Annotated in this window: 27 protein-coding genes and 1 riboswitch; of the genes, 13 read left to right on the forward strand and 14 right to left on the reverse strand. The window is 69.3% G+C overall.

The window, feature by feature from the left end; translation table 11 throughout:
* Window positions 1–8: 8 nt before the first annotated feature.
* Entirely contained in the window at window positions 9–1,358 is a 1,350-nt protein-coding gene (locus tag F6X51_RS00535; protein ID WP_150960924.1) for an HlyD family type I secretion periplasmic adaptor subunit, read from the reverse strand.
* Window positions 1,359–1,495: 137 nt separating this feature from the next.
* Between F6X51_RS00535 and F6X51_RS27640 the strand changes: the two genes are divergently transcribed.
* The 6 genes from F6X51_RS27640 to F6X51_RS28835 all read left to right on the forward strand — a co-directional run bounded on the left by F6X51_RS27640 (window position 1,496) and on the right by F6X51_RS28835 (window position 4,175).
* Window positions 1,496–1,645, forward strand: a complete 150-nt coding sequence (locus tag F6X51_RS27640) for a hypothetical protein (RefSeq protein ID WP_191969968.1) — start codon at window positions 1,496–1,498, stop codon at window positions 1,643–1,645.
* A gap of 24 nt (window positions 1,646–1,669) precedes the next feature.
* A complete protein-coding gene (locus F6X51_RS00540) occupies window positions 1,670–1,885 on the forward strand; it encodes a hypothetical protein (protein WP_150960926.1) in 216 nt (71 codons plus the stop codon).
* A gap of 57 nt (window positions 1,886–1,942) precedes the next feature.
* Window positions 1,943–2,956 (forward strand): M23 family metallopeptidase, encoded by a 1,014-nt coding sequence (locus F6X51_RS00545; RefSeq protein WP_150960928.1) that lies wholly within the window; start codon window positions 1,943–1,945, stop codon window positions 2,954–2,956.
* 54 nt (window positions 2,957–3,010) lie between these two features.
* Entirely contained in the window at window positions 3,011–3,529 is a 519-nt protein-coding gene (locus F6X51_RS00550; protein ID WP_150960930.1) for a metallophosphoesterase, read from the forward strand.
* A gap of 116 nt (window positions 3,530–3,645) precedes the next feature.
* Window positions 3,646–3,957, forward strand: a complete 312-nt coding sequence (locus F6X51_RS00555) for a hypothetical protein (protein ID WP_150960932.1) — start codon at window positions 3,646–3,648, stop codon at window positions 3,955–3,957.
* Window positions 3,958–4,046: 89 nt separating this feature from the next.
* Window positions 4,047–4,175 (forward strand): hypothetical protein, encoded by a 129-nt coding sequence (locus F6X51_RS28835; protein ID WP_281407611.1) that lies wholly within the window; start codon window positions 4,047–4,049, stop codon window positions 4,173–4,175.
* Between the two features lie 19 nt (window positions 4,176–4,194).
* Here the strand turns inward: F6X51_RS28835 and F6X51_RS00560 are convergent, their stop codons facing one another.
* Entirely contained in the window at window positions 4,195–4,440 is a 246-nt protein-coding gene (locus tag F6X51_RS00560) for a hypothetical protein (protein ID WP_150960934.1), read from the reverse strand.
* Between the two features lie 182 nt (window positions 4,441–4,622).
* Between F6X51_RS00560 and flaF the strand changes: the two genes are divergently transcribed.
* Window positions 4,623–4,985: a flagellar biosynthesis regulator FlaF gene (flaF, locus tag F6X51_RS00565; protein WP_150960936.1), complete on the forward strand. Its 363-nt coding sequence runs from the start codon at window positions 4,623–4,625 to the stop codon at window positions 4,983–4,985.
* A gap of 91 nt (window positions 4,986–5,076) precedes the next feature.
* Here the strand turns inward: flaF and F6X51_RS00570 are convergent, their stop codons facing one another.
* The 8 genes from F6X51_RS00570 to F6X51_RS00605 form a co-directional block, all read right to left on the reverse strand.
* Window positions 5,077–5,832 (reverse strand): class I SAM-dependent methyltransferase, encoded by a 756-nt coding sequence (locus F6X51_RS00570; protein ID WP_150960938.1) that lies wholly within the window; start codon window positions 5,830–5,832, stop codon window positions 5,077–5,079.
* Window positions 5,829–6,284: a GNAT family N-acetyltransferase gene (locus F6X51_RS00575; protein WP_191969969.1), complete on the reverse strand. Its 456-nt coding sequence runs from the start codon at window positions 6,282–6,284 to the stop codon at window positions 5,829–5,831. Before F6X51_RS00575 ends, F6X51_RS00570 begins: the two co-directional genes overlap by 4 nt.
* Complete coding sequence (locus F6X51_RS00580; RefSeq protein WP_150960942.1) at window positions 6,284–7,240, reverse strand: glycoside hydrolase family protein; 957 nt, start codon at window positions 7,238–7,240, stop codon at window positions 6,284–6,286. Before F6X51_RS00580 ends, F6X51_RS00575 begins: the two co-directional genes overlap by 1 nt.
* A gap of 5 nt (window positions 7,241–7,245) precedes the next feature.
* Entirely contained in the window at window positions 7,246–8,208 is a 963-nt protein-coding gene (locus F6X51_RS00585) for a glycoside hydrolase family protein (protein WP_150960944.1), read from the reverse strand.
* Window positions 8,142–8,921 carry a WbqC family protein gene (locus F6X51_RS00590; RefSeq protein ID WP_150960946.1) on the reverse strand — a complete coding sequence of 260 codons (780 nt, stop codon included), beginning with the start codon at window positions 8,919–8,921 and terminating at the stop codon, window positions 8,142–8,144. Before F6X51_RS00590 ends, F6X51_RS00585 begins: the two co-directional genes overlap by 67 nt.
* Complete coding sequence (locus F6X51_RS00595; RefSeq protein ID WP_150960947.1) at window positions 8,918–10,192, reverse strand: DegT/DnrJ/EryC1/StrS family aminotransferase; 1,275 nt, start codon at window positions 10,190–10,192, stop codon at window positions 8,918–8,920. Before F6X51_RS00595 ends, F6X51_RS00590 begins: the two co-directional genes overlap by 4 nt.
* The gene (locus tag F6X51_RS00600; RefSeq protein WP_150960949.1) at window positions 10,173–12,326 is read right to left on the reverse strand and encodes a tetratricopeptide repeat protein; all 2,154 of its coding nucleotides are present in this window, start codon (window positions 12,324–12,326) and stop codon (window positions 10,173–10,175) included. Before F6X51_RS00600 ends, F6X51_RS00595 begins: the two co-directional genes overlap by 20 nt.
* Before the next feature lie 326 nt (window positions 12,327–12,652).
* Complete coding sequence (locus tag F6X51_RS00605) at window positions 12,653–13,039, reverse strand: flagellar biosynthesis repressor FlbT (RefSeq protein WP_150960951.1); 387 nt, start codon at window positions 13,037–13,039, stop codon at window positions 12,653–12,655.
* A 209-nt stretch (window positions 13,040–13,248) separates the two neighbouring features.
* On the opposite strand from F6X51_RS00605, the gene F6X51_RS00610 reads away from it, so the two are divergent.
* Both F6X51_RS00610 and F6X51_RS00615 read left to right on the forward strand, forming a co-directional pair.
* Window positions 13,249–14,442: a flagellin N-terminal helical domain-containing protein gene (locus F6X51_RS00610; RefSeq protein WP_150960953.1), complete on the forward strand. Its 1,194-nt coding sequence runs from the start codon at window positions 13,249–13,251 to the stop codon at window positions 14,440–14,442.
* Window positions 14,443–14,617: 175 nt separating this feature from the next.
* Window positions 14,618–15,820 carry a flagellin N-terminal helical domain-containing protein gene (locus F6X51_RS00615; RefSeq protein ID WP_150960955.1) on the forward strand — a complete coding sequence of 401 codons (1,203 nt, stop codon included), beginning with the start codon at window positions 14,618–14,620 and terminating at the stop codon, window positions 15,818–15,820.
* 219 nt (window positions 15,821–16,039) lie between these two features.
* Here the strand turns inward: F6X51_RS00615 and F6X51_RS00620 are convergent, their stop codons facing one another.
* The 3 genes from F6X51_RS00620 to F6X51_RS00630 form a co-directional block, all read right to left on the reverse strand.
* On the reverse strand, window positions 16,040–16,432 hold the full coding sequence (locus tag F6X51_RS00620) for a hypothetical protein (protein WP_150960957.1): 393 nt from the start codon (window positions 16,430–16,432) through the stop codon (window positions 16,040–16,042).
* Between the two features lie 193 nt (window positions 16,433–16,625).
* Window positions 16,626–18,518 (reverse strand): phosphomethylpyrimidine synthase ThiC, encoded by a 1,893-nt coding sequence (gene thiC / locus F6X51_RS00625; RefSeq protein ID WP_150960959.1) that lies wholly within the window; start codon window positions 18,516–18,518, stop codon window positions 16,626–16,628.
* A gap of 70 nt (window positions 18,519–18,588) precedes the next feature.
* Window positions 18,589–18,697, reverse strand: a riboswitch (TPP riboswitch).
* 116 nt (window positions 18,698–18,813) lie between these two features.
* On the reverse strand, window positions 18,814–19,116 hold the full coding sequence (locus tag F6X51_RS00630; protein WP_150960961.1) for a hypothetical protein: 303 nt from the start codon (window positions 19,114–19,116) through the stop codon (window positions 18,814–18,816).
* A gap of 499 nt (window positions 19,117–19,615) precedes the next feature.
* Here F6X51_RS00630 and F6X51_RS00635 point away from each other — a divergent pair, with 499 nt between their 5' ends.
* The 3 genes from F6X51_RS00635 (at window position 19,616) to F6X51_RS00645 (ending at window position 22,119) form a co-directional block, all read left to right on the forward strand.
* The gene (locus F6X51_RS00635; RefSeq protein ID WP_150960963.1) at window positions 19,616–20,461 is read left to right on the forward strand and encodes an alpha/beta hydrolase; all 846 of its coding nucleotides are present in this window, start codon (window positions 19,616–19,618) and stop codon (window positions 20,459–20,461) included.
* A gap of 75 nt (window positions 20,462–20,536) precedes the next feature.
* The gene (locus F6X51_RS00640; protein WP_150960965.1) at window positions 20,537–20,896 is read left to right on the forward strand and encodes an HNH endonuclease family protein; all 360 of its coding nucleotides are present in this window, start codon (window positions 20,537–20,539) and stop codon (window positions 20,894–20,896) included.
* A gap of 125 nt (window positions 20,897–21,021) precedes the next feature.
* Window positions 21,022–22,119, forward strand: a complete 1,098-nt coding sequence (locus tag F6X51_RS00645; protein ID WP_150960967.1) for an acyltransferase family protein — start codon at window positions 21,022–21,024, stop codon at window positions 22,117–22,119.
* Window positions 22,120–22,121: 2 nt separating this feature from the next.
* Here F6X51_RS00645 and F6X51_RS00650 read toward each other — a convergent pair whose 3' ends face one another.
* Window positions 22,122–22,973, reverse strand: coding sequence for a type 1 glutamine amidotransferase (locus tag F6X51_RS00650; RefSeq protein WP_150960969.1), 852 nt, complete (start codon window positions 22,971–22,973; stop codon window positions 22,122–22,124).
* A 1,299-nt stretch (window positions 22,974–24,272) separates the two neighbouring features.
* Here F6X51_RS00650 and F6X51_RS00655 point away from each other — a divergent pair.
* Window positions 24,273–26,492, forward strand: coding sequence for a transglycosylase domain-containing protein (locus F6X51_RS00655; RefSeq protein ID WP_150960971.1), 2,220 nt, complete (start codon window positions 24,273–24,275; stop codon window positions 26,490–26,492).
* Window positions 26,493–26,532: the final 40 nt, after the last annotated feature.

The following is a 26,532-nucleotide window of genomic DNA, read 5'->3' on the forward strand; positions in this document are numbered from 1 at the left end:
CCGCCCCCTCAATGCTCGCGCCACGCCTTGGCGATCTGGTCGGTCAGGGGCTTCGTCAGGTAGGCGATCACCGTGTGCTCGCCGGTCTCCAGGAAGGCGTCGACCGGCATGCCGGGCACGAGCTGCACGGTGCCCAGGCGGGCACGCTCGGCCTGCGACACCCGGATGCGGGCCTTGTAGTAGCTCCTGCCCGATTTCAGGTCCTGGGTGACGTCGGCCGCGACCCGCTCGACGGTGCCGCGAACCTGGGGCGTGGTGCGCTGGCTGAAGGCGGAGAAGCGCAGGGCCGCTTGCTGGTCGATGCGGACATGGTCGATGTCCTTCGGCTGGATCCGGACCTCGACCGCGAGCTCGTCGGATTCCGGCACGATCAGCATGGCGGGCTCGCTCGGGGTGACGAGGCCGCCCACCGTATGCACCGTCATCTGGTGGACGATCCCGTCCTGCGGCGCCCGCAGGTCGGTGCGGCGGAGCTGGTCGAGGGCCGCGGTCTGCTTCTCCTCGAACTCGGACCAGCGCGCCCGGATCTCGGTGAGGTCCTTCGAGACCTCGTTCCGCATGTCCTGGTCGACCTGCAGGACCTGCAGCGAGACCTCGTTGATCTTGCCGCGCGCCTGCGCCACCGCCGCCAGGATCTTGCCCCGGTCGCCCTCGAGCCGCGCCGCCTCGCGCTCGAGGCCGGTGAGGCGGGGCAGCTGGACGAGGTTCTTCTGCCAGAGCTCGCGGATGCCCTTCAACTCGAGGTTGACGGCGGCGGCCTCCTTGGCCTTGGCGCCCATCTGCTCGTTCAGCCCGGCGATCTCCTGCTCGAACTGGGCGACGCGCTCGCGCAGCTGCGCCTTCTGGCCGTTGCGGGTCTTGGTGCGGGCGAGGAACAGGCGCGTCTCGCTGTCGATGAGGCTCGCCACCGCGGTGTCGGAGGCGGCCCGCGCCTGCAGGTCGGAGGGGAAGTTCAGGGCGATGTCGCCGTCGCGCTCGGCCTCTTCCCGGGTGCGGCGCGCGCTCAGCGCGTCGAGGGCCCGCAGCACGATGTCGAGGCTGGCGCGGGGCTGGGTCTCGTCGAGGCGCACCAGGATGTCGCCGGCCTTGACCCGGTCGCCCTCGCGGACCCGCAACTCGCCGACGATGCCGCCGACGGGGTGCTGAACCTTCTTGACGTCGCTCTCGACCACGAGCTGCCCCGAGGTGATGACGGCGCCGCCGATCACCGTGAGGCTCGCCCAGCCGCCGACGCCGACGACGAGGGCCAGCACCATCAGGACGGCGAGGCGGACCTGGCGCCGGATCGCGCTGCGGGCGGCCTCGGCGCTGCGATGGCGGGGGAGGGCGTCGGCGCGGAGCGGAAGGGCGGTGGGCATCGGACGCGTTCCTCGCGGCTGATCGGGACCGGGGCGTCGGGGCGGAGGACGCCGGTCCCAAGGGGAAGAGCCCGTTGTAGGGAGGCTGCGGCCCCGGTCGGTGATCCCCGTCACAGAGGCCCCGGCGGCGCCCCGGCGTGAGGGGCGTCACAGTCCTGGGCGGCGCGATCGGCGAGGATCGGAGCATCGAACAGGAGGTCGCCATGACCCTCACGATTCTCGATCCGATCACGGGCCGCCTGGTGGAGATCCGGGTGCCCGTCCAGACCCTCCCGCAGACCCGCTGAGAGCGGGCGGCAAGGATCCGCGCCATGGACATCGAAGCCCTCGAACGCCCGGCCGCCCTCAAGGTCTGGCACGCGCTGCCGGCCCGCTTCTCGCCGGAGCATCCGGCCCGCTTCCCCAGCCTGCGCGAGGCGATCGCGGCGGCGGGCGCGTTCCTGGCCGATCCGGCCCTGCAACCCTGGATCACCACCGAGGAGGGCGACCTGCTCCCGCCGGTCTGGATCCGGACCTACCTGAACTGAGCCTCGCCGAATGCGGGCCAGCGCCCGACCTGAATCCCGACCGGTGGAGATCCGCGCATGAAGCCGTCTCGACGTCTCGCCCGCCTGCTCGTCGGGTCCGCCGGCCTCGCGAGCCCGGCCCTCGCCGAGCCGTTGCGCCTGCAATTCCCCCTGGCCTGCGATCCCGGGCGCACCTGCTTCATCCAGTACTACGTCGACCGCGATCCGGGGGCCGGCATCCGCGACTACACCTGCGGCAGCCGCGCCTACGAGGGGCATGACGGCACCGACATCCGGCTGCCGTCGCGGGCCGCGGAGACCGGCCCCCTCGGCGTGGTGCGGGCGGCGGCGGCGGGCACGATCCTGCGCGCCCGCAACGATGCGCCCGACGTCTCCGTGCGCGAGACCGGCCTCGCGCAGGTCGCGGGCGTCGAGTGCGGCAACGGCCTCGTGATCGCCCACCCGGGCGGCTACGAGACGCAGTATTGCCACCTCGCCAAGGGCAGCATCACGCTGCGGCCCGGCACGCCGGTGGCGGCGGGCCAGCCGATCGGACGGGCCGGCCTCTCCGGCGCCACCGAGTTCCCGCACCTGCACTTCACGATCCGCCGGGACGGCCGGACGATCGACCCCTTCGCCCCCGAGGCCGAGGCCTGCGCCCCCGGCGGCCCGGGCCTCGCCGCGAGCCTGTGGGACCCGTCTCTGCACGAGGGCCTGCGCTACCGGGCCGGCACGATCCTCGATGCCGGCTTCGCGGACGGCGCCGTCACCCTCCCGGCGATCGAGGCCGAGGCGACCCGGCCGCCCGGCGCCGATCCCGGCGCCCTCGTGGCCTGGGCCCGGGCGATCGGCCTCGATGCCGGCGACACGCAGAGCCTCGTCCTGACGGGGCCGGACGGGCGCGTCCTCGCCGAGGCGGCCGAGCCGGCCCTCGTCCGGCCGCGGGCGCAGTCCCTCGTCTTCGGCGGGCGCAAGCGGCCGGGCGGCGGCTGGCCGCCCGGTACCTACAAGGCGACCTTCCGGGTGATCCGGGGCGGGGCCGTGGCCCTCGAGCGCCGCTTCGCCCTCGACCTCCCGGCGGGGCGGCCCTGAGGCATCCCTTCCGGGCCTGCGGCGTTGCCCCGCGCGAGCAGCGAGGCGGCCCGGATGGCGGTGTACTTCACGAGCGACACGCATTTCGGCGATCCGCGCATCCTGCGCCTCGACCGCCGGCCCTTCCCGGACCTCGACGCGCACGATGCCGCCCTCATCGCCAACTGGAACGCCGTCGTCTCGCCCGAGGACGAGGTCTGGCACCTCGGCGACTTCGCCCTCGGGCCGCCGGAGGAACGGGTGCGGGCGATCCTCTCCGGCCTCAACGGGGTCAAGCGCCTGATCATCGGCAACAACGACGGCCCGGCGACCCGGCAGGCGCCGGACTGGGCCTTCGTCGGCCATTACGCCGAGATCGGCCTCGACGAGCGCCGGCTCGTGCTCTGCCACTACGCCTTCCGGACCTGGAACGGCATCGGGCGCGGCGCCCTGAACCTGCACGGGCACTCGCACGGGCAGCTGAAGCCGATCCCCAAGCAGTACGATGTCGGGGTCGACGCGCAGGGATTCGTGCCCGTGACGCTCGCCGGGATCCTGGCCTCGCGGCGGCACCGGATAAAGCTTGAGCGGTGACGGAACCATCCCCGGCGCTGTCCCGTTTCAAGGACCTGAACGGGCGATGACCGCGCCAAACTATACTTGCGGTCGTGCCCTTGGCTCACGAACAGTGACCGCGTCCACGGTGTCCCATGTCGAAGTCCACGCTCTCAGCTCTCGCGGGGTTGAGCCTGTTCGCCTGCGCGGCGCCGGCACACGCCCTGCCGTCCTGCCTCGAGGCGCAGCGGAAGGTCGATGAGGCCAACGCCCTGCGCTACCAGGCCCGCCAGGAAGCCCGCATCGGCAACCACGACCGGGTCTGCGACACCCTCGACGAGGTCGGCGACCGCTACAACGACGCCCGCGACGCCTTCGACGATTGCGGCGCCGGCGTCATCGCGATCGACCTGCGCAGCGAGCTGCGCGCGCTCCGGATGGCCAAGAAGGTCAACCGCTGCGACTGAGGGGGTGCGGCCACGCACACACGTCCGTCCACTTTCACGACATCTTCACTCCAGCCGCGGCGCCCGAGTCGCGATGAAGGCCGAACGTCATGACCACGCCGAACACCGCCATCGCCCCAGAGACCGTCAGCGGCCCGTCCTTCGCCGCGGCGCTCTGCGGCTTCCTCAGCACCACGGTCGCCACGACCATGCTGATGTTCCTCCTCAGCAGCGTCTGAGCACGGACGCGGATGCCCGTCACGGCGCCACGGACCAGAACCGGCGCTTCGAGAACAGCATCTCGGGGTTGCCGACCACGGGCCGCTCCCCCGCCTGCGGCGGGCAGGCATCCGGGCGCGGCGGGGCCGCCGGCATCGTGACGGCCGGCACGGGGGCCGGATTGAGGCCGAGGCGGGCCTGAACCTCCGGATGCCGGGCGGCCGCGATCGTCGCCACGCAGGCGATCAGGCCACCGGCGACGAGCCCCAACAGAAAATTCATCATCCCGAAGGAATCCCGGCTCGGGCCGTCCACCGCGACGGCCGCACGATCGCAGTCCGGTCCCTGAGCGCCCTTCTCGGCACGATTGCGGCAAGGCTGCGCATTACCTTGTCTTAAGACCCTCCCGCCTAGCCTGCGGCCGCGGTTTGTCTCGAATTGCGCCGCGCCGATGGGGGGAGAGGTCGATGTCGTATGGAGCGGGCGCTTACGCGAAAGTCTCGCAGGTGGCCATGTCGCCGCGCGAGGCGGAGGCCGCGGTGCTGATCAAGGCCGCGCGCCAATTGCAGAGCGTGCGCGACGATTGGGGGAATCAATCCTCCGCCTTGAATCAGGCCCTGGTGTTCAACCAGAAGGTCTGGACGATCCTGGCCTCCGCCGCCACCGAGACCGACAACCCCCTGCCGAGCGACGTGAAGCAGGGCATGGCGAACCTCTCGGCCTTCGTGTTCCACCGCATCATCGACACGATGGCCGATCCGAAGGCGGAGAAGCTCTCGGCCCTGATCTCGGTCAACCACCATCTCGCCGCCGGTCTCAGCGCGCGTTGACGGAGACAGCGCTTCGGTCTCGCGGGACCTTCGGGGACGATCGGGCTTCAGCGACGTCCGCCGGTGCCGCATCGCGGGGGAACGCCGATGGTCACGGACGTGCCGCGCACCCGCGTTCGCAAATGAGCACGATGCTTGCGCACAAGTCGGGGTAGTGCTGACCGAGTGCGTAGCAGCCATCGAGATACTCGGCCGACACGATGTCGGTCTTGAGCAGTTCGTCCCACTGGAAGTTCGCGAGCGCTTTGAAAAACACGCCCGTGCGATGGACCACCGACAGGCCGGCGGCGGAGGCGTCCCGCTCCAGCGTGTCCAAGCTGTAGGTGCGCCGATGGCCATGGCGACGCTCGGCGTCGGTGACCGCCGCGTTGTGGGGGATCAGACCCATCTTGACTGCGATCTGCCGGGACGGCGCGTTGGCGTTGGGGCAAGCGATCATCAGCCGGCCACCATCCGCCAACCAGGTGTCGTTGACCCGTGACAGCAGGCCGACCGGGTCGTCGAGATGTTCGAGCACATGCGTGAGCACGACCGTGTCGTAGCGCCCCGGAAGCGCCGCGGTCTCGAAGGTCGCGTGCACGAACGTGACGGCCGGGTGGACCTGTTCCCGCGCTGCGGCGATCGCCTCGCCGGAGGCTTCCACACAGGTGATGTCGGGGAAGAACGGTGTCAGGCGCCGTGTGAAATCGCCTCGGAAGCTGCCGAGTTCGAGCAGCCGCCCCGGTCGGAAGAAGGGTTCGAAGGCGCGGACCATGTATTTGTGCATGACGTCGAAGTCGAAGTCGTAAGCATAGCGATGCCCGGGCACGTCCTTCGCTTCCTGGTCGAAATCGCGCACGTCGCTCATGAAGCCGCATCCTTGGAAAGGCCGAGAACCATTCGCATCGTCTCGCCGTCCGACGCCTCGGCCTGGAATCCCGAGCGATGATACAAGCCGAGCGCACCGGCGCTGCGATCGACCGAGAGCACCAGCCGGCGGAACGCGAGGCTCCGGACATAGGTGGTGGCGTCCCCGAGCAGCCGGAGGCCGATGCCCTCCCGGACCCGATGCGGGACGACGCTGACATTCGTGACGAACGCGTCCTGCCGGTCGGGCGCGTTGCAATAGATTGCCACGAGCCCGATCAGGTCTGAACCTGCCCAAGCCTCGAACCGTCCGGCGCGAGCGACGAGCTTCGCCGCGTAGTCGTCGATCGAAACGCGGTCTCCAAGCGGCGGACTGAAGCTGCCCTCGCAGAGGAGGAGGTGAGCGTGGACGTCCGCGACACGCGATCGGTTCCGATCGTAGCGTGGCTCCATCACGGTTCGAGCCGGGCCGCCCCGAAGCCCCAACGACCGAATGCGTTGCCGTTGTAGAGGAGGTAGGTCGCCCCGTCGCAGGTGAAGACGTGCGGATAGCATTGCATGTCGGAATCCCATTCGCCCGACGTGATCGGCAACGACGACGCGTCGTCGTCGCGGTTCCAGTGCGCGAGATCGTCCGACCAAGCGTGGCCGAGCCGGTAGCCGCGGCCGCGATCGGTGCGGAAGCCGAACTGCTCGCGATAGCAGAATATCATGTGCCGGCGTCCACCGAGATCGAAGACGGTCGGCAGCGCCTGGCACTCCTCGGGTCCGAGCCGGTCGGGCACGATCCGACGGCCATCCTCCTTCGTCCAAGCGATGCCGTCCTGCGACCAAGCGTGGCCGATCTTGTAGACGCGCTCCGGCGCGGCGCCCGCGCTCGGCCGGCTCCAGGCGGTGCCGAAGATGTACCACATGTGGAACAGCCCATCGACGACGCGGACGAAGCCGTCGCCGACGAGATACGGCTCGCGCAGCGAGGCCGCGAGGACGGGACCGGGACCCTGGCGCTCGAAGGTCGAGCCGCCGTCCGAACTGACCGCGAGTCCGATCGCGGTCTCGACCGGAACCGAGACCCGGCGACTCCAGCCCGTCGTGTAGCCGTAGATCAGCCCGTCATAGCGCAGGACATTCATCGGGAAGATGCCGTGCTCGTCGAAGGTCCCGAGCGCGCCCTGCGCGATCACCGGTCGTTCCGACACGCGCAGGACAGCGCCGAGATCCTTGCGCATGTCAACGAAGGCGACGTGACTCCGGTACTGCCCGTCCGGCTCCTGGCTCCGCGTGGAGAAATAGATCCGGATGAAGTCGTCGAAGACGAGCGCCTGCGGGGATTGCGCGAAGGCGCCGCAGCCAAAGGGGAGCGGATGTGCGCGGATGTCGAAGACGAGGCCGAGCTTGACCCAGCGCATGGTGTTCAATCGAAGCCGCCTTCGCGTGCGGCGAGGCCGAACCCCGCTCGGCCGACCCCATTGCCCAGATAGGCGAGATAGACCTGACCGTCGACCGCGAAGACATGCGGGTAGCTGATCATCTCGGAATCCCAGCCCTCTTCCGACACGTCGATGCCGCAGCGTTCGTCGTCGCGTGTCCAGTGCAGGAGGTCGGTGCTCCAGGCGTAGCCGATGCGGTAGCCTCGCTCCCGGCCACGGAAACCCTCGCTGTGGCGGTAGCAGAAATGCATGTGGAAGCGCCCGTCCGCTTCGAACACGTCCGGACTGGCCTGAGCCTCGTCCGCCTCGATGCGCGGCGGGATGAGGTCGCGGCCGACCTTCGTCCACGACAGGCCGTCGGCCGAGGTCGCCATGCGGATCCGGTAGACCGGCTCGGGCCGGCCCTCGACCGATTTCCAGACCCGGCCGGCGATATAGAACAGGTACCAGGTTGCGCCGAAGCGCCGGACCTTCGGGCCGCTCATCACGAAGGGCTCATCCGGGGAGTAGGCGATGATCGGTCCAGGACCCAAACGCTCGAAGCGGCTGCCCCCGTCCCGGCTCACCGCGCAGCCGATCGCCGTGTTGAAGGGGACCGACCGGCAGCGCGTCCAGCCCGCGTAGTAGGCGCGCACCTCCGCGCCCGTCGAGATCACCGAGACGGGATAGACGCCGAACTCGTCGAACGTGCCGGGTTGCCCGAGCGGCAGGATCGGTTCCTCGGCGAGTGCCCGTACCTTGAACAGGTCGCGCCGGTCCAGGTCGACGAAGGCGCTGTAGCTCACGTATTGGCCATCGGCGTCCGGTTCCGGCCTGCAGGAGAAATACATCCGCACGATGCCGTCACGGATCAGGGCGGCGGGCGCCTGCGCGAAGGCCTTCAGCCAGGGCCGGTCGCCGACCGTTCCAGGATCGAAGACCCGCCCGAGCTTGCGCCACTGGGACACGCAGCATCCTCCCCCTCGATGAGATCGTAGCCCTCGCGAAGCATCGTCAAGAGGGTCGGCCGGGAATTGAACATCATCACGTCCACGATGGAAAGCCACGGGACGAAGGGGTGTGCGAACTGCGCGTAGGCGACGGGCCGCGGCCGGAGGAAGCGCAGGGCGATGCCGTGCCGCGCGAAGGCGGCCGGGTGATAGAGTTCCATGCCCCCGATCGGATTGATGTAGCGCGTCGCACCGAGACGCAGGCAGATGTCGAGGACGCGATCTTGCCGGCGCAGGACGGTCTCGTCCTCGATCTCCGAGGCGACGCGGATCGGCGTGCCGATCCCCAGATGCGCGCAGGTCCGGACGAGCGCGTGGTGCAGATGCCCGAAGAGGTCGTCCGCGCGGCACCGCAGAACGGCCTCGACCAAGGGCATCGTCTCGTCGAAATGCGGCGCGCGCCGATAGGCTTGCGCGACCTGACGGCAGAGCTGATCCGCCGCGAAGCTCGTCGCGACGCGGCGATTGCAGATGTCGAGGAGATCCGATCCCCGCTCGATCGGGAGGGTGAAGACGACGGGCTCGCCGTCGCGCAGGAAGCGGTTGCGGTTGATCCAGCCCTTTTTCGTGTACTTGACCGTATCGTAGATCACGAACTGATCGACCGCCTCGATCAGCTGGAAATAGCCGAGATAGGGCAGCAGATAGGGCTGCATGATCGCGACCCTCATGGGTTGGCGATCCGGCGGATGATGCGGGAGACGACCGCGTGGTCGAGGTCCGGATAGATCGGCAGGCAGAGCACGCGGTCGGCGGCCGCAGCGGCGACCGGCAGCAATTCGCGTCGAGCGCTCGGCAGCGACCGATACATCGGGAATTCGGAGATGAGCGGATAGAAGTAGCGCCGCGGGTGGATCCCCTCACGCTTCAGCGCCTCGTTGAGCGCATCGCGGCTGAGCGGATAATCGGCCTCGATCAGGACCGGAAAATAGGCGTAGTTCGCGGCGTCCTCGCTGCAATCGTCGAGACAGCGTAGGCCGGGAACGCCGCGCAACCCCTCCCGGTAGGCCGCATCGATCGCCCGCCGCCGAGCCAGCGCCGCATCGATGTGGTCGAGCTGGACAAGGCCGAGCGCAGCATTGAGCTCGCTCATCTTGCCGTTCAGCCCGACGTCTCCGACACAGGTCTCGCCGTCGTGGCCGAAGTTCTTGAGCTTGTCGATCTGATCCTTGCGGGCACCGTCGGCACAGACGATGGCGCCGCCCTCGAAGGTGTTGAACACCTTGGTCGCGTGGAAGCTCAGCACCGACAGATCGCCGTATGTCAGCAGGCTGCGGCCATGATGCCGCACGCCGAAGGCATGGGCCGCGTCGTAGATGACCTTGAGGCCGTGCCGCCGAGCGATCGCCTCGATCGCCTCGACGTCGCAGGGATGCCCGTAGCAGTGGACCGGCAGGATCGCCGAGGTCCGCGGCGTGATCGCAGCCTCGATGGCCGCGGGATCGAGGTTCAGCGTGTGCGGGTCGACATCCGCGAAGACGGGCGTGAGGCCGCTCCACAGCAGCGCGTGCGAGGTTGCCACGAACGAGTAGGGCGTGGTGATCACTTCCCCCGATAGGTGCAGCGCGCGGAGAGCCACGATCAGCGCCGTGGTGGCGTTGTTGAAGAGAGCGATCTGCGGGACGCCGAGGTGGTCCCGAAGCCGGCGTTCCAGCTCGCGGTGATACGGACCGCCGTTCGTCAGCACCCGCGTCTGCCAGATCCGCGCGAGGAGCGGCGTGAACTCCTCGAGCGGCGGCAGGAACGGACGCGTGACGAAGATCGGCTCGTCCGTCTCCGCGACGGCCGGCCCGGCAGGGAGGTCGCGCGTTTCCAGGACCTCGGCGTATTCCTGCTCCAGCCTCCGCAGGGTCGCGAGCACGGGCAGGCTCGATGCGTCGCCCGCAGAACGCGACGGCTCGTCGAAGGGATCGGCCGAGGCCTCAAGAGGACGAGCTTGCATCGACCCAACGCCTCCACATGGCGCGGAAGGCTTCTCCGACATCCGCCGCGAACCGTGAATGGTCCATCAGGGCGCTCGCGAGGAGGCGTTCCCGCAATCCCGAACGGATGGCGCGGAGGCGATCCGGATCGCTGGCCAGGGCGACCGCGCGCGCGGCGTAATCGTCAGGCGTCTCTGCCGCGAGTTCCGCCAGACCGACAGCCGTCAGCACCGCGATCCCCGTTCGAGCCGCCGCATGAGCACCCTTCAGGGCGATGAAGGGCACGCCCATGCAGAGGGTCTCGCAACTCGTCGTGCCGCCGTTGTAGGGGAACGAGTCGAGCGCGATGTCGACCTCGTGATAGAGCTCGAAATAGCCCGCCGTCACCCGCGGCCGGAGAATGACGCGATCGAGAGGCAGTCCCGCGGCCGACAGGCGGCGTTCGATATCGGCCCGGGCTTCCGGCGCGTCGACGCCGCCGACGACGATGAACAAGCGTGCGTCGGGTATCCGGCTCAAGATCTGCGCGAAGGTCTCGAGACAGCGATCGCCGGCCTTCTCGAAGCGGTTGAGGAAACCGAAGGTGACGTAGCCTCTGTCCTCGAAGGGCGGACGGTGTCGAACCTCCGGAACGTCGTCCGGTGCCTGGTAGGTGGCCGAGACGCCGGGCAGACGCCAGACCGTTTCCGTGTGGAACGCGTCGGAGACGCCGACCTCGTCGTGCACGGCGTCGGTGATCCGGTAATCGATCGCCGTCAGGCCCGTGGTGGCGGGATGGCCGATCCACGTCGCCTGGACCGGTGCCGGCTTGCGGGCGAAGAGGAGCAATCTGTGTCCGGAGCTGTGCCCCGACAGATCGACGAGGACATCGATCGCGTGGGCTTCGACGAGGTCGGCCGCCGCGTCGTCGGCGAGGCCTGCGATGTTGTGCCAGGCGTCGAAGACCCCGCGGAGGCGGCCGGAGACCGCGTCCTCGGCTCCGCGCGCCATGTACGCGGTGACCTCGAACTCGGTCCGGTCCAGGTGGTTCAAGACCGGTTCGAGGAAGCGGGCGACCGCGTGCGCGCACAGATCGGCCGAGACGAAGCCGATCCGGAGTCTGCGATCCGGATCGCGATCATTCGCGAACGGACGCCGCCTCAGGAGAGGATCGGCGAACCGCCGCCCAAACGCTCGGGCGTCTTCGAAATACTCGATGGGCGCGACGCTCGCGGAATAGAGCTTGGCGAAGAGCCGGTTCGACTGGGCGATGACGTTGTCGGGATCGCACGCGATCGCGCGTTCGTAGGCAGCGACCGCCTCGGCCAGACGGCCCAGGCTTTTCAGGTTGATGCCGAGGTTGATGTAGCCGCTGGGCGAGGCGGGATCGATGGCGATCGCTTGTTTGGCATGGCGCAGGGCCAGGTCGTGATCGCCGCGCTTGCACAGGGCGCCCGCGAGGTTTGAATGGGCCACCGCCTGGACCGGATCGAGTGCGATCGCCTTCTCGAGGGCCGAGACAGCCGCGCCGTAATCCCCGATGTCGGTCAGGAATGCGCCGAGACCGTTGAAGAACTGAGCGTTTTCCGGCTCGCGGTAGATCGCGATGCTGAGCAGGTTCTGGGCAAGATCGAGCTTGTTCATGCGCGCCGCGACGGCACCTGCGAGAAAGGTCGCGTCGGCATGCGTCTCGTCGATCGCGATGACCATGTCGAGAAGGGATTCGGCGCCTGGGTAGTTCTTTTCTTCGTAACTCAGACACGCTTCCGCGAAGGCTCTATTGGCGAAACTCTTGAGCAACGCTTGCGGCGCCTCGCCGCCGAAGGCTCGCTTCATGAACCGGTCGATGATGGCACGTGCGTCGTCGACCCGTCTCGCCTGCAGGAGTGCGGTCGCCAAAGCGATCCAGTATTCCGGCCGATCCGACGCGCCGCGCAGGGCGGCAGCGTAGTGAGGCACGGCCTCGTCCAGGTCACCGGCCTTGTGCGCGAGCGTCGCGAGCTCGAAATGCGCGCTCACATGGCCCGGGGTCAGGTCGAGGAGAGCCTGCAGACGGCGGCGCGCCTTCTCGAGACGGTTCGCCGCCTTCTGTCCGGCGGCCTTCTTGAGGGAACGGGAAACCGGGAGTGCGGTGCGCGAACGCTCGATGTCTCGCTGGTTTCGCTGCTGGGTCACATCTCGCCTCCCGGATAAACCGGACAGTGAGAGGATTATGCCTAACGGTACGTTAACCGACAGACCCCGCCTCGGCGGAGGAAGGCCGGATGGCCGCCCGCAGCTGCATCGACGGCCTGCACGATCGGATGCGCCGGTGCCTGGAGACCGCCCGCCCGTCGTCTGCGAGCCGGTGACCGGGCCGGGACGGTCACCCGAACTCCCGAGCAGCGTGGTCCACCGAGCGCCCGCTGAAACGGGGCGCCCCGGGAGCCAGCGCCGCGCCTGCGGCGGCAAGGGGCGTCAGGCCTTCGACGGGCCGCTTCACGCCTCGGGCGAACGGGAGTTCAGGGCGCCACAGCAACGAACGCGGCTTCGTGCGCCACGAGTTGCTTCGCGAGCTTGATCGCCCGGTGGTACTCCTGCGCGGCGATCGCGTCGTGGATGGCCAGGAGGAAGGGGCCGGCGCTCGGCATCAGGGCGAGCACCTCCGTCGATTGCTGCACGAACAGGTTCTCGGGCGCGGCCGGATCGTCGGCGAGGTAGAGCACCTGCAGCGTCACGCAGAGCTTCTTGCAGGGCGTGTCCGCCTCGCTCTCCCGGATGATCTCGCTCTCGCGCAGGAACTTGCAGCGTCCCTCGACGAGCAGCGTCGCCTTGCGGTCGAGGTTCCGGATGAGGGCGCCGTTGATGATCAGGCGTTCGGACGATTTCAGCTCGATCTTCAGAGGCATGGCAGTCTCCGGCTCGGGTCGCGGCTGGAGCATGGTCAGATTCCGTTAACGTCGATTGAACGAAGTCGCCGCCTTTCGCCCGTTCGAGGCTCGGAACTGGGGAAAAGCTCGCATTGCGCCGGTTCGATTAACCGCTCCGCAGATCCCGGCATGGTCACTCTTGCGGGCCGTCAAAACGACGGTTCTCTGATCAATACGGATCATCCACCATGTCTTCTGTCTCTCTGACCTCCGCCGTCCGCCAGAACCTGCTCTCGCTGCAGGACACGGCCACGCTGACGGCGACCACGCAGAACCGGCTCTCGACCGGCAAGAAGGTCTCCTCGGCCCTCGACAACCCGGTCAACTTCTTCACCGCCCAGTCCCTGTCGAACCGCTCCTCCGACCTCGGAACGCTCCTCGACAGCATCTCGAACGGCGTCCAGGCGATCCAGGCGGCCAACCAGGGCCTCACCTCGATCCAGAAGCTCGTCGACTCGGCCAAGTCGACCGCCAACCAGGCCCTCTCGACCCAGATCACCACCGCGGGCACCGCCAAGGGCAGCGTCGCCATTCCCACCACCGGCACGACCACGGTGACGCTCTACGTCAACGGCACCTCGACCACAGCCAGCATCGCCACCACGGACACGATCGACACCGTCATCAAGTCCCTCAACACGGCCGTGAGCGCCCTCGGGGCGGGCAACGCCTTCAGCAAGGATACGGCCGGCACCCACCTCGCGGTGAGCGCCAGTGCCGATATCGAGTTCGCCGCCACCGCCGACCAGACCGCGCTCGGCTTCACCACCGGCACGGCAGCGGCCGCCAAGTACGGCACCGCCTCCGCGGCAGGTCAGAGCAGTGATCTGACGGTGTCGGGCGTCGCCGAGCGCTCCAAGCTCGCGGCCCAGTACAACAGCCTCCTCACGCAGATCGACCAGCTCGCCAAGGACTCGAGCTTCAACGGCACCAACCTGCTGACGGGGTCGTCGAGCAAGCTCCACATCGCCTTCAACGAGAAGGACACGTCCAACCTCGACGTCCAGGGCATCGACGCGACGTCCTCCGGCCTCAACCTCTCGGCGATCACCTCCGACAGCGGAACGAGTCCGGATGGCAAGGGCAACTTCCTGCTCGACGCCGACGTCAACAAGTCGTTGACGAAGCTGACCGGCGCATCCTCGACGCTGCGCACGAACGCTTCGACCTTCGGCTCGAACCTCTCGGTCGTGCAGAACCGCCAGGACTTCACCAAGAACCTGCAAAACGTCCTCGATACGGGCGCCTCGAAGCTCACGGATGCGGATCTGAACGAGGAGGCGGCGAACTCCCAGGCGCTGACCACCCGGCAGTCGCTCGGTGTTTCGGCCCTGTCGCTCGCCAACCAGGCCCAGCAGAGCATCCTGCAGCTGCTCCGCTGATCAAGACAAAATTGACAAAGGCGCGGCGGCCGGGCTCACCAGCCCGGCCGCTCTGCGTTTCGGCCGAACGGATACACCGATCCGCGCGGCCGAATTCCTACGAGTGATTAACCAAATCGCAAGAAGGGCCATGCTTTCTTAACGTTAACTTCAGTCCGGATTGTGAGTTGCCGCCATGTCCTCCCAGGTCACGCTTTCAGCTTCAACGCGCCAGAACCTGCTCTCGCTGCAGGACACGGCCGCGCTGACGGCGACCACGCAGAACCGGCTCTCGACCGGCAAGAAGGTCTCCTCGGCCCTCGACAACCCGGTCAACTTCTTCACCGCCCAGTCCCTGTCGAACCGCTCCTCCGACCTCGGAACGCTCCTCGACAGCATCTCGAACGGCGTCCAGACGATCCAGGCGGCCAACCAGGGCCTCACCTCGATCCAGAAGCTCGTCGACTCGGCCAAGTCGACCGCCAACCAGGCCCTCTCGACCCAGATCACCACCGCGGGCACCGCCAAGGGCAGCGTCGCCATTCCCACCACCGGCACAACCACGGTGACGCTCTACGTCAACGGCACCTCGACCACGGCCAGCATCGCCACCACGGACACGATCGACACCGTCATCAAGTCCCTCAACACGGCCGTGAGCGCCCTCGGGGCGGGCAACGCCTTCAGCAAGGACACGGCCGGCACCCACCTCGCGGTGAGCGCCAGTGCCGATATCGAGTTCGCCGCCACCGCCGACCAGACCGCGCTCGGCTTCACCACCGGCACGGCAGTGGCCGCCAAGTACGGCACCGCCTCCGCGGCAGGTCAGAGCAGTGATCTGACGGTGTCGGGCGTCGCCGAGCGCTCCAAGCTCGCGGCCCAGTACAACAGCCTCCTCACGCAGATCGACCAGCTCGCCAAAGACTCGAGCTTCAACGGTGTCAATCTGCTCAACAGCTCGTCGGTCAACAACAAGCTCCACATCGCCTTCAACGAGCGCGACACGTCGAACCTCGACATCCAGGGCGTCGACGCGACTTCGACGGGGCTGAGCCTGGCCGCGATCACCTCCGACAGCGGAACGAGTCCGGATGGCAAGGGCAACTTCCTGCTCGACGCCAACATCAAGTCGACGCTCACGGGCCTTACGAACGCATCCTCGACGCTGCGTTCGAACGCCTCGACCTTCGGCTCGAACCTCTCGGTCGTGCAGAACCGCCAGGACTTCACCAAGAACATCATCAACGTGCTGCAGACCGGTTCGTCGAACCTGACCGATGCGGACCTGAACGAGGAGGCGGCGAACTCCCAGGCGCTGACCACCCGGCAGTCCCTCGGCATCTCGGCCCTGTCGCTCGCCAACCAGGCCCAGCAGGGAATCCTGCAGTTGCTCCGCTGAGCGCACGAACGGATCGGAGGCGGCGCGAACCGTCGCCGCGACGCCCCGGCGCAGCCCCACAGGCACGGTGCCGCGGGCCAGCGCAGGGCGAGCCGCGCACGGGCGATGTCGTCCGGCAGGGCGGGTCCCACGATCGAGGTACGCTCGAACGGCCGGCGTTCCCCGACGGCAGCGAGTCCGGCCCGCATCCGGCCCGGCCCGCATCCGGCCCGGCCAGCTTCAGGCGGTCCGGTCGAGCGCCCGGTCGCGCTCGGCGGCGGCCGCCGAACGGGCCGCCGCGGCAGCCTCCGCGTAGGTCCGCGCCTCGATCGCCTGAGGGCTCGGCAGCTGCACCATGATGGTGCCGGTCCCGGGGTCGATCACCTGGAACACGACCTGCCGCGACTCGGCATCCTTCACGTACCGGCCACGATACGCGCCCTGCGTATCCCGCTCGACCGCGCCCGCGCGCTCGTCGCGGCCGATATCGAGCGTGACGGCCGGATCGAGCCTGGATCCGTCGGGGGCTCCGTCGGCCGCGCGGCGCGGGTTCGGCGTCGTCGGCACCGCCTCGACCGGGGAGGGCGCCGCCACAGGGCGCTCGACCGGGCGCATTCCAGCAATCTCACTCATCGCTCAACTCCCGCGCATGAGGTCCGTGCACGGGATCACAACGCCCAAACGCTTACGCGGGCCTTAAGAGGGGTGGGAAAGATCGACCGAGTGTAAACATGGGGTGAAGGAAACCCCGCACATGCCCGCTAATGTCGCGGGTCCTGCCGATGTTTCGCGGCGGCTTGACGTGCCGCCGCGAAACCGGCCGGCGCTACTCCGCCGCGTCGACGTAGAGCTTGCCGCCCTCGGCCAGGAACTCCTCGGACTTCGCCTTCATGCCGGCCTCGCGCTCGGCGCTCGTGAGGATCGGGGCGGTGTGGATCACCGCGCCGGCCTCCTCCATCGCCAGCACCTCGGCCCGCAGGTCCTGCGTGATCTTCATCGAGCAGAATTTCGGCCCGCACATCGAGCAGAAATGCGCGACCTTGTGGGCGTCCTTGGGCAGGGTCTCGTCGTGATAGGCGCGGGCCGTGTCCGGGTCGAGGCTGAGGTTGAACTGGTCCTCCCAGCGGAAATCGAACCGCGCGCGCGAGAGGGCGTCGTCGCGCACCTGCGCGGCCGGGTGACCCTTGGCGAGGTCGGCGGCGTGGGCGGCGATCTTGTAGGTGATCACGCCGGTCTTCACGTCGTCGCGGTTCGGCAGGCCGAGATGCTCCTTCGGGGTGACGTAGCAGAGCATCGCGGTGCCGTACCAGCCGATCATCGCGGCGCCGATGCCCGAGGTGATGTGGTCGTAGCCCGGGGCGATGTCGGTGGTCAGCGGGCCGAGGGTGTAGAACGGCGCCTCGCCGCACTCGCGCAGCTGCTTCTCCATGTTGACCTTGATCTTGTGCATCGGCACGTGGCCGGGGCCCTCGATCATGGTCTGGCAGCCCTTCTCCCAGGCGATCTTGGTCAATTCGCCGAGCGTCTCGAGCTCCGCGAATTGCGCCGCGTCGTTCGCGTCCGCGATCGAGCCGGGGCGCAGGCCGTCGCCGAGGGAGAACGAGACGTCGTAGGCCCGCATGATGTCGCAGATCTCGTCGAAGCGCTCGTAGAGGAACGATTCGCGGTGGCCGGCGAGGCACCAGCGCGCCATGATCGAGCCGCCGCGCGAGACGATGCCGGTGACGCGGCGCGCGGTGAGCGGCACGTGCGCGAGGCGCACGCCCGCGTGGATCGTGAAATAGTCGATGCCCTGCTCGGCCTGCTCGATGAGGGTGTCCTTGAAGACCTCCCAGTCGAGCTTGAGCGGGTCGCCGCCGACCTTCTCGAGCGCCTGGTAGATCGGCACGGTGCCGATCGGCACGGGGGAATTGCGCACGATCCACGAGCGGATGTTGTGGATGTTGCGGCCCGTAGACAGGTCCATGACGGTGTCGGCGCCCCAGCGCGTCGACCAGACGAGCTTCTCGACCTCCTCGGCCGCCGAGGAGGTGACCGCCGAATTGCCGATATTGGCGTTGATCTTGACGAGGAAGTTCCGGCCGATCGCCATCGGCTCGACCTCGGTGTGGTTGATGTTGGCCGGGATGATGGCCCGGCCGCGCGCCACCTCGTCGCGCACGAATTCCGGCGTGATGAAGGGCGGCACCGCGGCGCCGAAGCTCTCGCCGTCCGCGAGCTTCGCCTCGGCCTGCTCCAGCATCCGCTCGCGGCCGAGATTCTCCCGGTGCGCGACGTAGATCATCTCCTCGGTGATGATCCCGGCGCGGGCGAACTCGTACTGCGTCACCATCTGGCCGGGCGCCGCCTTGCGGATCAGGCGCTCGGCCGGGCAGGGGGCCACGAGCTTGTCGGCGCCCACGAAGCCGTTGTCCTCGGGCTTGACCGCGCGGGGCTCGACCACCGCGTAGCCGCGCGTGGCGATCCAGGGCTCGCGCACGCCGGACAGGCCCTGGTTCAGGTCGATGCGGGCGTCGGTCTCGGTGTAGGGGCCGGACGGGTCGTAGACGCGCACCGGCGCCTCGTTCGCATCCGTCAGCACGATCTCGCGGTAGGGAACCCGGATGTCGGGACGGTCGGCGACGCTCGCATAGACCTTGCGCGAGCCGGTGACCGGGCCGGTCGTGACGCTCTGGGGGCTTCCCTTGGGAAGATCTTTGGGCAGGACGGGTGCGTTCATGGGGGATCTCTCCTGGCGTTGGAGCGATCCGAACTCGTCACAGGTCAGAATGGGTGCGGCAGATACGACCCGAGCCGCAAGTTCCCGTCCCTCCGCCGGTATGAGCCGGATCAGGTTCAAGGGTCAGGGCTTCAGGCCCAATCTCAGCCCCCTGTCATGGGGCTCCCCTCGGAACGGTTCAAATCTTCACGGCTCGGGCGGCTTTGTCAATCGGCTGGGGCCAATGGGCGTGCGGGCCGCGCGCATCCGCATCGGAATGTCAGCGGCCGCGCACGGGTTCAGGGAACGGCTCGCGTCAGCACTTGCTGCGGCAGAGGTCGCCCGCGGTCGCCGCGGCGATCAGGCAGACCTGCTTGGCCGTCGCATTGCCGATCTTGTTGCACAGGGATTCCGCCGCCGACTGGGCCATGTTGCAGAGCGACGTGCAGATGCCGTCGAGGTTGGTGCCGGCGCCTCCGGATTGCGCCACGCTCTGAGTCTGCGGGTCGGCGACGATGTCGGCTTCGTTCTTGAAGGTCTTCGAGAGGATCTCCTTGATCGCCTTGCGATCCTCGTCGGAGATACCGTTCCAGTCGTTCGCGTTGACCTTGATCTGCATGGTGGACCTCCCGGGGTGAATGCGCCGTACCTCGGCCGCCCCGGGAGTATCTTGTTAACTCGAAGTTAATCAATGGCGAAAAAATTAACCTCAGGTTTGAACCGCCGAGGAGGATTTTGCCGCTGTCGATGTCGTTTCGATCTTGGCCAGGGGCCCGCCCGAAGGCAGGCATTCCGCCAAGATTTCGGAGTGCTTCCCAAAGTTAGGGGCCGGAGCGGCGGCAAAAAATATTTTTTGTATTTGTATTTTCAGAAATTGAGGTCCGCAATTACGGAATTGCGCACCAGATTTATAATAAACAAGCAATTCATGAATTGCATTTTTGCAGTATCAGTCTAGCTGTTCCCGACCTTTGACTTGGAAGACACCATCGCGGCGTTCCGGCGCAGTCGGCCCCTCCTCGGGGGAGTGAAGGCCGCCGGTGACCACGCCGACGGCCGCGTTGCGCATATCTGCGTGAGCGCCCCGCCGAATCCGGTGCCCGTCGCGTTAAGCCGCCATGCGCATCATGGCCCTCGGCGCCCTCGCCATCGCCCTCTTGTACGCCCTCGCCCTCGGCGCCCTCGCGGCGTTCCAGCGTCACCTGATCTATCCGGGGGCCTACGCGACACGGGCTCAGCGCCCCGCCGATCGGGCGGCGTCGCCGGGGATCGCGGCCGCATCGGTGCGGACGCGCGACGGCGAGAGCCTGTTCGCCCTCTGGCGTGCCCCCCGCCCGGGCTGCGGCGTGGTGCTGACGTTTCACGGCAACGGCTCGCGGCCGGAGCCGCACGCGGCCCGCTTCGCGTCCGGCGCCTGGGCGGCGGGCGGCTGGGGCGTCCTCGCCATCGCCTACCGGGGCTATGCCGGATCGAGCGGCAGCCCGAGCGAGGCGGGCCTGATCGCGGACGGCATCGCGGCCTATCTCGAGGCGGGGCGCCGGGCGCCGGGCGCGCCGATCCTGCTGCACGGTCACTCCCTCGGGGCGGCGGTGGCGGTCGCGGTGGCGGAGCGGGCGCCCCATCTCGGGCTCTATCTCGAGGCGCCCTTCGACTCGATGGCGGCGCTGGTGCGCCTGCGCGTCCCCCTGGCCCCCGGCCTCCTCTTGCGGGACACCTACCGGTCGGACCTGCGCATCGCCCGGACCGCCGAGCCCGTCCTCATCGTCCACGGCCTCGCCGACACCATCGTGCCGGTCAAGCTCGCCCACCGGCTTGCCGCCGCCGCGGGCCCGTCCGCCCGGCTCGAGGTGCTGGCGGGCGACCACGTCTCGATCCTCGGCGCCCGCGACGCCGCGGCCGAACCGTTCTTCCGCGCCCGGATCGGCGAGGGCTGCGAGGCCCGCGCCGCGGCCCTGGCACGGTGACGCGCCGCCTCGCCGGGCGGCCGCCGCGGCCACATATCCCGGATCCGACCGGCCGCGGATGGAGAGGACGGCAGCTTGGGACGACGCACACGCCGCTGGCGCGACGATGATCCGACGACGCATGGCCCCGAGGCGGATGCGCCCGTCACCTGCCCCCTGTGCGAGCGGACGATCCCGTCCCGGGCCCGCTCCAGCCTCCACCACCTCACGCCGAAGCTGAAGGGCGGCACGCACCGGGGTACGGTGCGCCTGCACCAGATCTGCCACTCGGCCATCCACGCCCGCTACAGCGAGGCCGAGATCGCCCGGCGCCTCGCCGATGTCGAGGCCCTCCGGGCCGACCCGGAGATCGGTCGCTTCGTCACCTGGGTGCGGACGAAGCCGGACGACTTCCACGCCGCGACCCGCATGACCCGCGACCGGCGCCAGAAGTAGCGGCCGATCGCTGGGCTCGCGTTTACCGGTCCTTCGGCATGATGGGCGATCGTGGGGGCGCGTTAGCCGGGCCTTCACGGGTGCGGCCGACCCTGCGGCCCGGTCTCACGCGGGTCTCGGACATCATGACGGCAGGGGCGGGCAGCACGGTGCGCGGACCGGACGAGGCGATGCGCCTCGCCTGGGTCGATGTCGCCAAGGGCATCTGCATCCTCCTCGTGGTGATGATGCACGCGACCCTCGGCACCGGCGAGGCGATGGGCGGGGAGGGGTTCCTGCACGGGGTCGTCGCCTTCGCCAAGCCCTTCCGCATCCCCGACTTCTTCCTTCTCTCCGGCCTCTTCGTCGGCCGGGTGATCGACCGGGACTGGCGCCTCTTCGCCGACCGGCGGGTGGTGCACTTCGCCTATTTCTACGGCCTCTGGGTCGTGCTCCAGTCCCTTGCCAAGTATGGGCAAATCGTCGACGGCGCCGGCCCCTCGGCCTTCCTCGCCCATCTCGCGCACGCGCTGGTCGAGCCCTACTCGACCCTGTGGTTCATCTACCTGCTCGCCGTGTTCTCGGTGGTCACGAAGCTGCTGCGGCGGCTGCCGGCCTCGGTGCTGCTCGCTGGCGCGGCCCTGCTGCAGATCGTGCCGGTCGAGACCTCCTCCTACCTGCTCGAGGAATTCTGCGCGCGCTACGTCTACTTCGTGGGAGGCTACCTGCTCGCCCCCCGGATCTTCGCCCTCGCCGGGGTGGTGCGGCGCCGGCCCGCGGCCGCGCTGGCGGGGCTCGCGGCCTGGGCACTGGTCGAGGGCTGGCTCGCCTTCACGCCCTCCGGTCTGTCGGGCTTCCCGACGCTCGCGAGCCTGCCCGGCATCAGCCTCGTCCTCGGGGGCGCCGGGGCGCTCGCCATCGTGGGGGTGGCCGCCCTGCTGACCCGGGTCGGCGGCCCGGTCACCGCGGCCCTGCGGCTCTGCGGCACTCGCTCGATCGTGATCTACCTCGCCTTCTTCCTGCCGATGGCCGCGACCCGCACCCTGCTCGTCAAGACCGGCGCGGTCCCGGATATCGGCGTGGCGAGCCTCATCGTCATGGCGGTCGCCGTGCTGGTGCCGCTCGCCGTCGAGCGGGCGATCCGCGGCACGGCCCTGTCCTTCCTGTTCCGGCGCCCACGCGCCTTCCACATCGCGGGCGTCGCGGCCGCGCCGCCCGCCCGCTCCGCGCTCAGCCCGGCCTGAGGTCAGCGCCGCGCGCGCGGCCGCACGAGGTATTCGAGGAAGTTCGCGATCTCGCGCCGGCGCTGGCGCGGCTCGATCACCGCGGGCCCGAGCCCGTGGCGCCAGACGAGGTCGATGCGCCCATCCGGGTCGGCGTGCAGGGCGTCGAGATCCGCCGCGTAGGCCTCGACCGCCTCGCGCGTGCGGCACAGGCCCGCCTCCAGCACGGCGGCGCTGCTCAGGCGCAGCATCGCCGCGAGCGCGTCGAGGTCGAGCTCCGGATGGTACTGGGTGCCCCAGAACACGCCCGCGCCCCGCACGATCTCGATCGCCTGCACGGCGAGCAGCCCGTTCTCGGCGAGGACCCGGCACCCGGGCGGGGGCTCGATCACCGCGTCGAGATGCATCGCCGGCGCGTCGAAGGCGGCGGGGCGCCCGGCGAGGAGCGGGTGCGCCTGCCCGGTCCGGGTCGGCACGATGCGGCGCGCGAAGCCGTATTCGGGACCGCGCGGGTTCCTCCCGGCCCGGCCCCCCGCCACCACGGCGGCCACCTGGACGCCCCAGCACGAGCCGAAGACCGGCCGGGCCGCCGCGAGGCAGTCGCGCATCAGCGCGACCTGCCGCTGCACCGCCGGCGTCGCGTCGGTCACGTGCAGGACCGAACCCGTCACGATGATTCCGTCGAAGCCGGCGAGCCCCGTCCCCCGGGGCAGTTCCGCATCGGCGTCGGCGGGATTCAGGATCGTCACCCCGACATCCGGTGCCAGCGCCCGCAGGATGTCGCCGTAGGCCTCCGCCGAGGTCCGGCCGGTGGCGGCGAGATGCCGGGCGCGTCCGTCACGGGCGTTCCCGTCCGCGACGAGGATCTGCAGCATTGCGAGGGTTCCGTGGGGGGATCGCCGCAGGCGATGTTTCGATGCGGCCGGAGGCCTGACGCAACGGCGCCGTTCCGGTGATGTTCCAGGCTCCCCGCGGACGGGACGCCGCAGGCCGCCGGGCCCGGGTGGCGAGGAGCCCTTCAGGCGTCCGTGCCTGCGGGACCGAGCGGCCGGTCCGGTCAAACCGGATCGCCGACCGGCCCCAGATCGCGATCTCGATCGGCGTGCCAATATCGACGCGGGCATCCCTGTCCCCGACCTTCGGGGATGTCAGCCCGGGCCTGGACGGCGTGGTGATGAAGTCCGCAAGCCCCGTCGTCTCGCGCGAGCGCGATGCTGGCTCAGCGGAGGACACGGTTCAGTGGAGGATACGGTTCAGGCGACAGGAGCGCGGAGTGAACGCAAGACGTGACGAAGCCCGCGCGCTAAGGGCCGGGGGGCTGAAACGAAACGCCCCGCGAGCCGTGAGCCCGCGGGGCGAAGGTTGGCGACTGAGCGACCCCGCAAGCCAGGGCACGAAGCCGGCGCGAGGCTGCTCACCGCCTCCGGAGCCAGAATATTGACCCCGTTGCCGCATCGTCGCCGGGGCAGCGTCCCTGCGCAAGCCGCCCTCCCGGTCCAAAGGATGTGGTCCCAGGGAGCAAATGGCTTAGCGCCAACAGAAAGCCCCGCGAGCCTGCAGGCTGCGGGGCGAGTGGGGCTGTCTCGAAGAGCGAACGGGGGGTTGTCTGTCCGCTCGCATTGCAACTTACACAGATTCGCGGTGGTCAGGCGTCACGTCGGCGTGACCGGCATTCAGAAATCCGCTGCGGCGGACGGGCCGGTCTGGGCTGAGTGCATGCGGATCGTCCCTCGGAGGCCGTGACCGGAGCGTCGTCACCGCGTAAGGCTGCGTGCCTCGGCGGCCGGGTTCCAGGCCAGGGCATCACGGGAATCCGTCCGATCTGCGAGAGGTCAGCACCGTCTCACGCGCTGGAGTGCGAATTCTCGGCAATCGAGGACACGCTCGTGGCGCTCGCACGCGTTGCCGCGGCGGATGCCGGCCGCTTCCATCGCCGGATCGCGACCGCTCGGCCGAGCCGGCGCGGGGTTTCCGTTCCAGGCACCTGAGCGCCTCGGGACCCTCTCCGGGAACGACCTGGGGCCGCATCTGCTAAGTGCCTGAGCCTTAACGCTTCCTGAAAAGTGCGGGTTAAGAACCCTTAAACCCGCCGCATTTACGGTGCGGAACCGGGCCCTCTCGGGTGCGGTGCGGCAGCGCAGGCCCCGGCGGGCCGAGGGGGACGATCGGGGCTGATGGCGAACGGACGCGGACGGGCCGGCCGAGGCGAGCCGAACTTCGACGTGCCGGAAGGGCGCGCCGCGGTTCCGGGCGCGCTCGACCTGCGCCTGTCGCGCGACGATCGCCCGGGAGGCGGTGTGGCGAAGCGCGCGACGAATGGACAGGACCAGCGCGGCCGCGCGAGCGCGCCGGCCCCCCGGGGCAACGGGCGGCGGAATTCCCCGGCGCCCCGGAAGGGCAAGCGCCGGGGCTCGTTCCTCGGGCGCCTGATGTATGGATGCGTGGTGCTCGGCCTCTGGGGCGTGATCGGCCTCGCGGGCCTGATCGCCTACCACGCCTCGCAACTGCCGCCGATCGACCAGCTGAGCGTGCCGAAGCGGCCGCCGAACATCGCGATCCTGGCGAGCGACGGCTCGCTCCTCGCCAACCGCGGCGAGACGGGCGGGCGCGTCGTCAGTATCAGGGAACTGCCGCCCTACCTGCCGCGCGCCTTCGTGGCGATCGAGGACCGGCGCTTCTACGGCCATCTCGGCGTCGACCCGGTCGGCATCGCCCGCGCCATCGGGCAGAACCTGACCCGGCGCGGGGTGGCGCAGGGCGGCTCGACCCTGACGCAGCAGCTCGCCAAGAACCTGTTCCTGACGCCCGAGCGCTCGGCCTCGCGCAAGATCCAGGAGGCGATCCTCGCGCTCTGGCTGGAGCACAAGTACACCAAGGACGAGATTCTCGAACTCTACCTCAACCGGGTCTATTTCGGCGCTGGCGCCTACGGCGTCGAGGCGGCGGCCCAGCGCTACTTCGGCAAGCCGGCCAAGAACGTCAGCCTCGCGGAGGCCGCGATGCTCGGCGGCCTCGTCCAGGCGCCCTCGCGCCTCGCGCCGAACCGCAACCTGCCCGCCGCGCAGGCCCGCGCCGCCCAGGTGCTCGCCGCCATGCAGGAGCTCGGCTTTGCCAAGCCGCAGGACGTCAAGGTGGCGCTGGCCCAGCCGGCCCGGCCCGCGAGCAGCCGCGGCGGCGGCTCTGCGAATTACGTCGCCGACCTCGTCATGGACGTCCTCGACGACTTCGTGCCGAAATTCGACAGCGACATCGTGGTGCAGACCACCGTCGATACCGCCCTCCAGGCCAGTGCCGAGAAGGCCCTGGTGGACGAGCTGAACGCCAAGGGCGGCCGCTACAATGTCGGCCAGGGGGCGCTCGTCTCGATGCGGCCGGACGGGGCGATCCGCGCCCTCATCGGCGGCCGCGATTACGCGCAGAGCCAGTTCAACCGGGCGACGACCGCCAAGCGCCAGCCGGGCTCCTCGTTCAAGCCCTTCGTCTACCTCGCGGCGGTGGAGAAGGGCGCGACCCCCGACACCGTGCGGGAGGACGCGCCGATCCGGATCGGCAACTGGCAGCCCGAGAACTACTCGCACCAGTACGAGGGGGCGGTCACGCTCCGCACCGCACTCGCCCTGTCGCTCAACACCGTGGCGGTGCGCCTCGGGCAGGAGGTCGGCCCCAAGGCCGTGGTGCAGACGGCCCAGCGCCTCGGCATCACCTCGCCGCTGCAGGCCAACGGCTCGATCGCGCTCGGCACCTCCGAGGTGACGCCCCTCGAGATGGTCGGGGCCTACGGGGCCTTCGCCAACGGCGGTACCGGGGTGATCCCCTACGTGGTCACCACCGTGAAGGCCGCGGACGGTAAGCTCCTCTACAGGCGCGGCGAGGGCGGCCTCGGGCGCGTCATCGACGCCAACGCGGTCGGCATGATGAACGCCATGATGCACGAGACCTTCGTGATCGGCACGGCCAAGAAGGGCGACATCCCGGGCTGGGACCTCGCCGGCAAGACCGGCACCAGCCAGGATTTCCGCGATGCCTGGTTCATCGGCTACTCGGGCACCCTCGTGACCGGGGTGTGGCTCGGCAACGACGACGGCGAGCCGACCAAGAAGGCCTCGGGCGGCAACCTGCCGGTGGAGATCTGGAAGACCTACATGAGCGTCGCCCTGAAGGGCCAGACGCCGGTGCCGCTGCCCGGGATGAACCGCTGGCGCAAGGCCCCCGAGACCACGGCCTCGGTGGCGAGCGCGAGCCCCGGCGGCATCCTCGGAACGCTGCTCGGGGAGGCGCCGCAGCCCGCCGCGCAGGTCCCGGTGCAGCCGCGCCCGCAGGTCGGCCAGCGCCGGAACGGCCCGAGCCAGGACGACCGCAACTTCCTCGAGAAGCTGTTCGGCATCGGCGAGTGAGCGAGGGGACGCGGTCGGGTCCGCGGGTTCCCGCGCGAAT

This window comes from Methylobacterium planeticum, assembly GCF_008806345.1.
In the GTDB taxonomy this organism is placed as follows: domain Bacteria; phylum Pseudomonadota; class Alphaproteobacteria; order Rhizobiales; family Beijerinckiaceae; genus Methylobacterium; species Methylobacterium planeticum.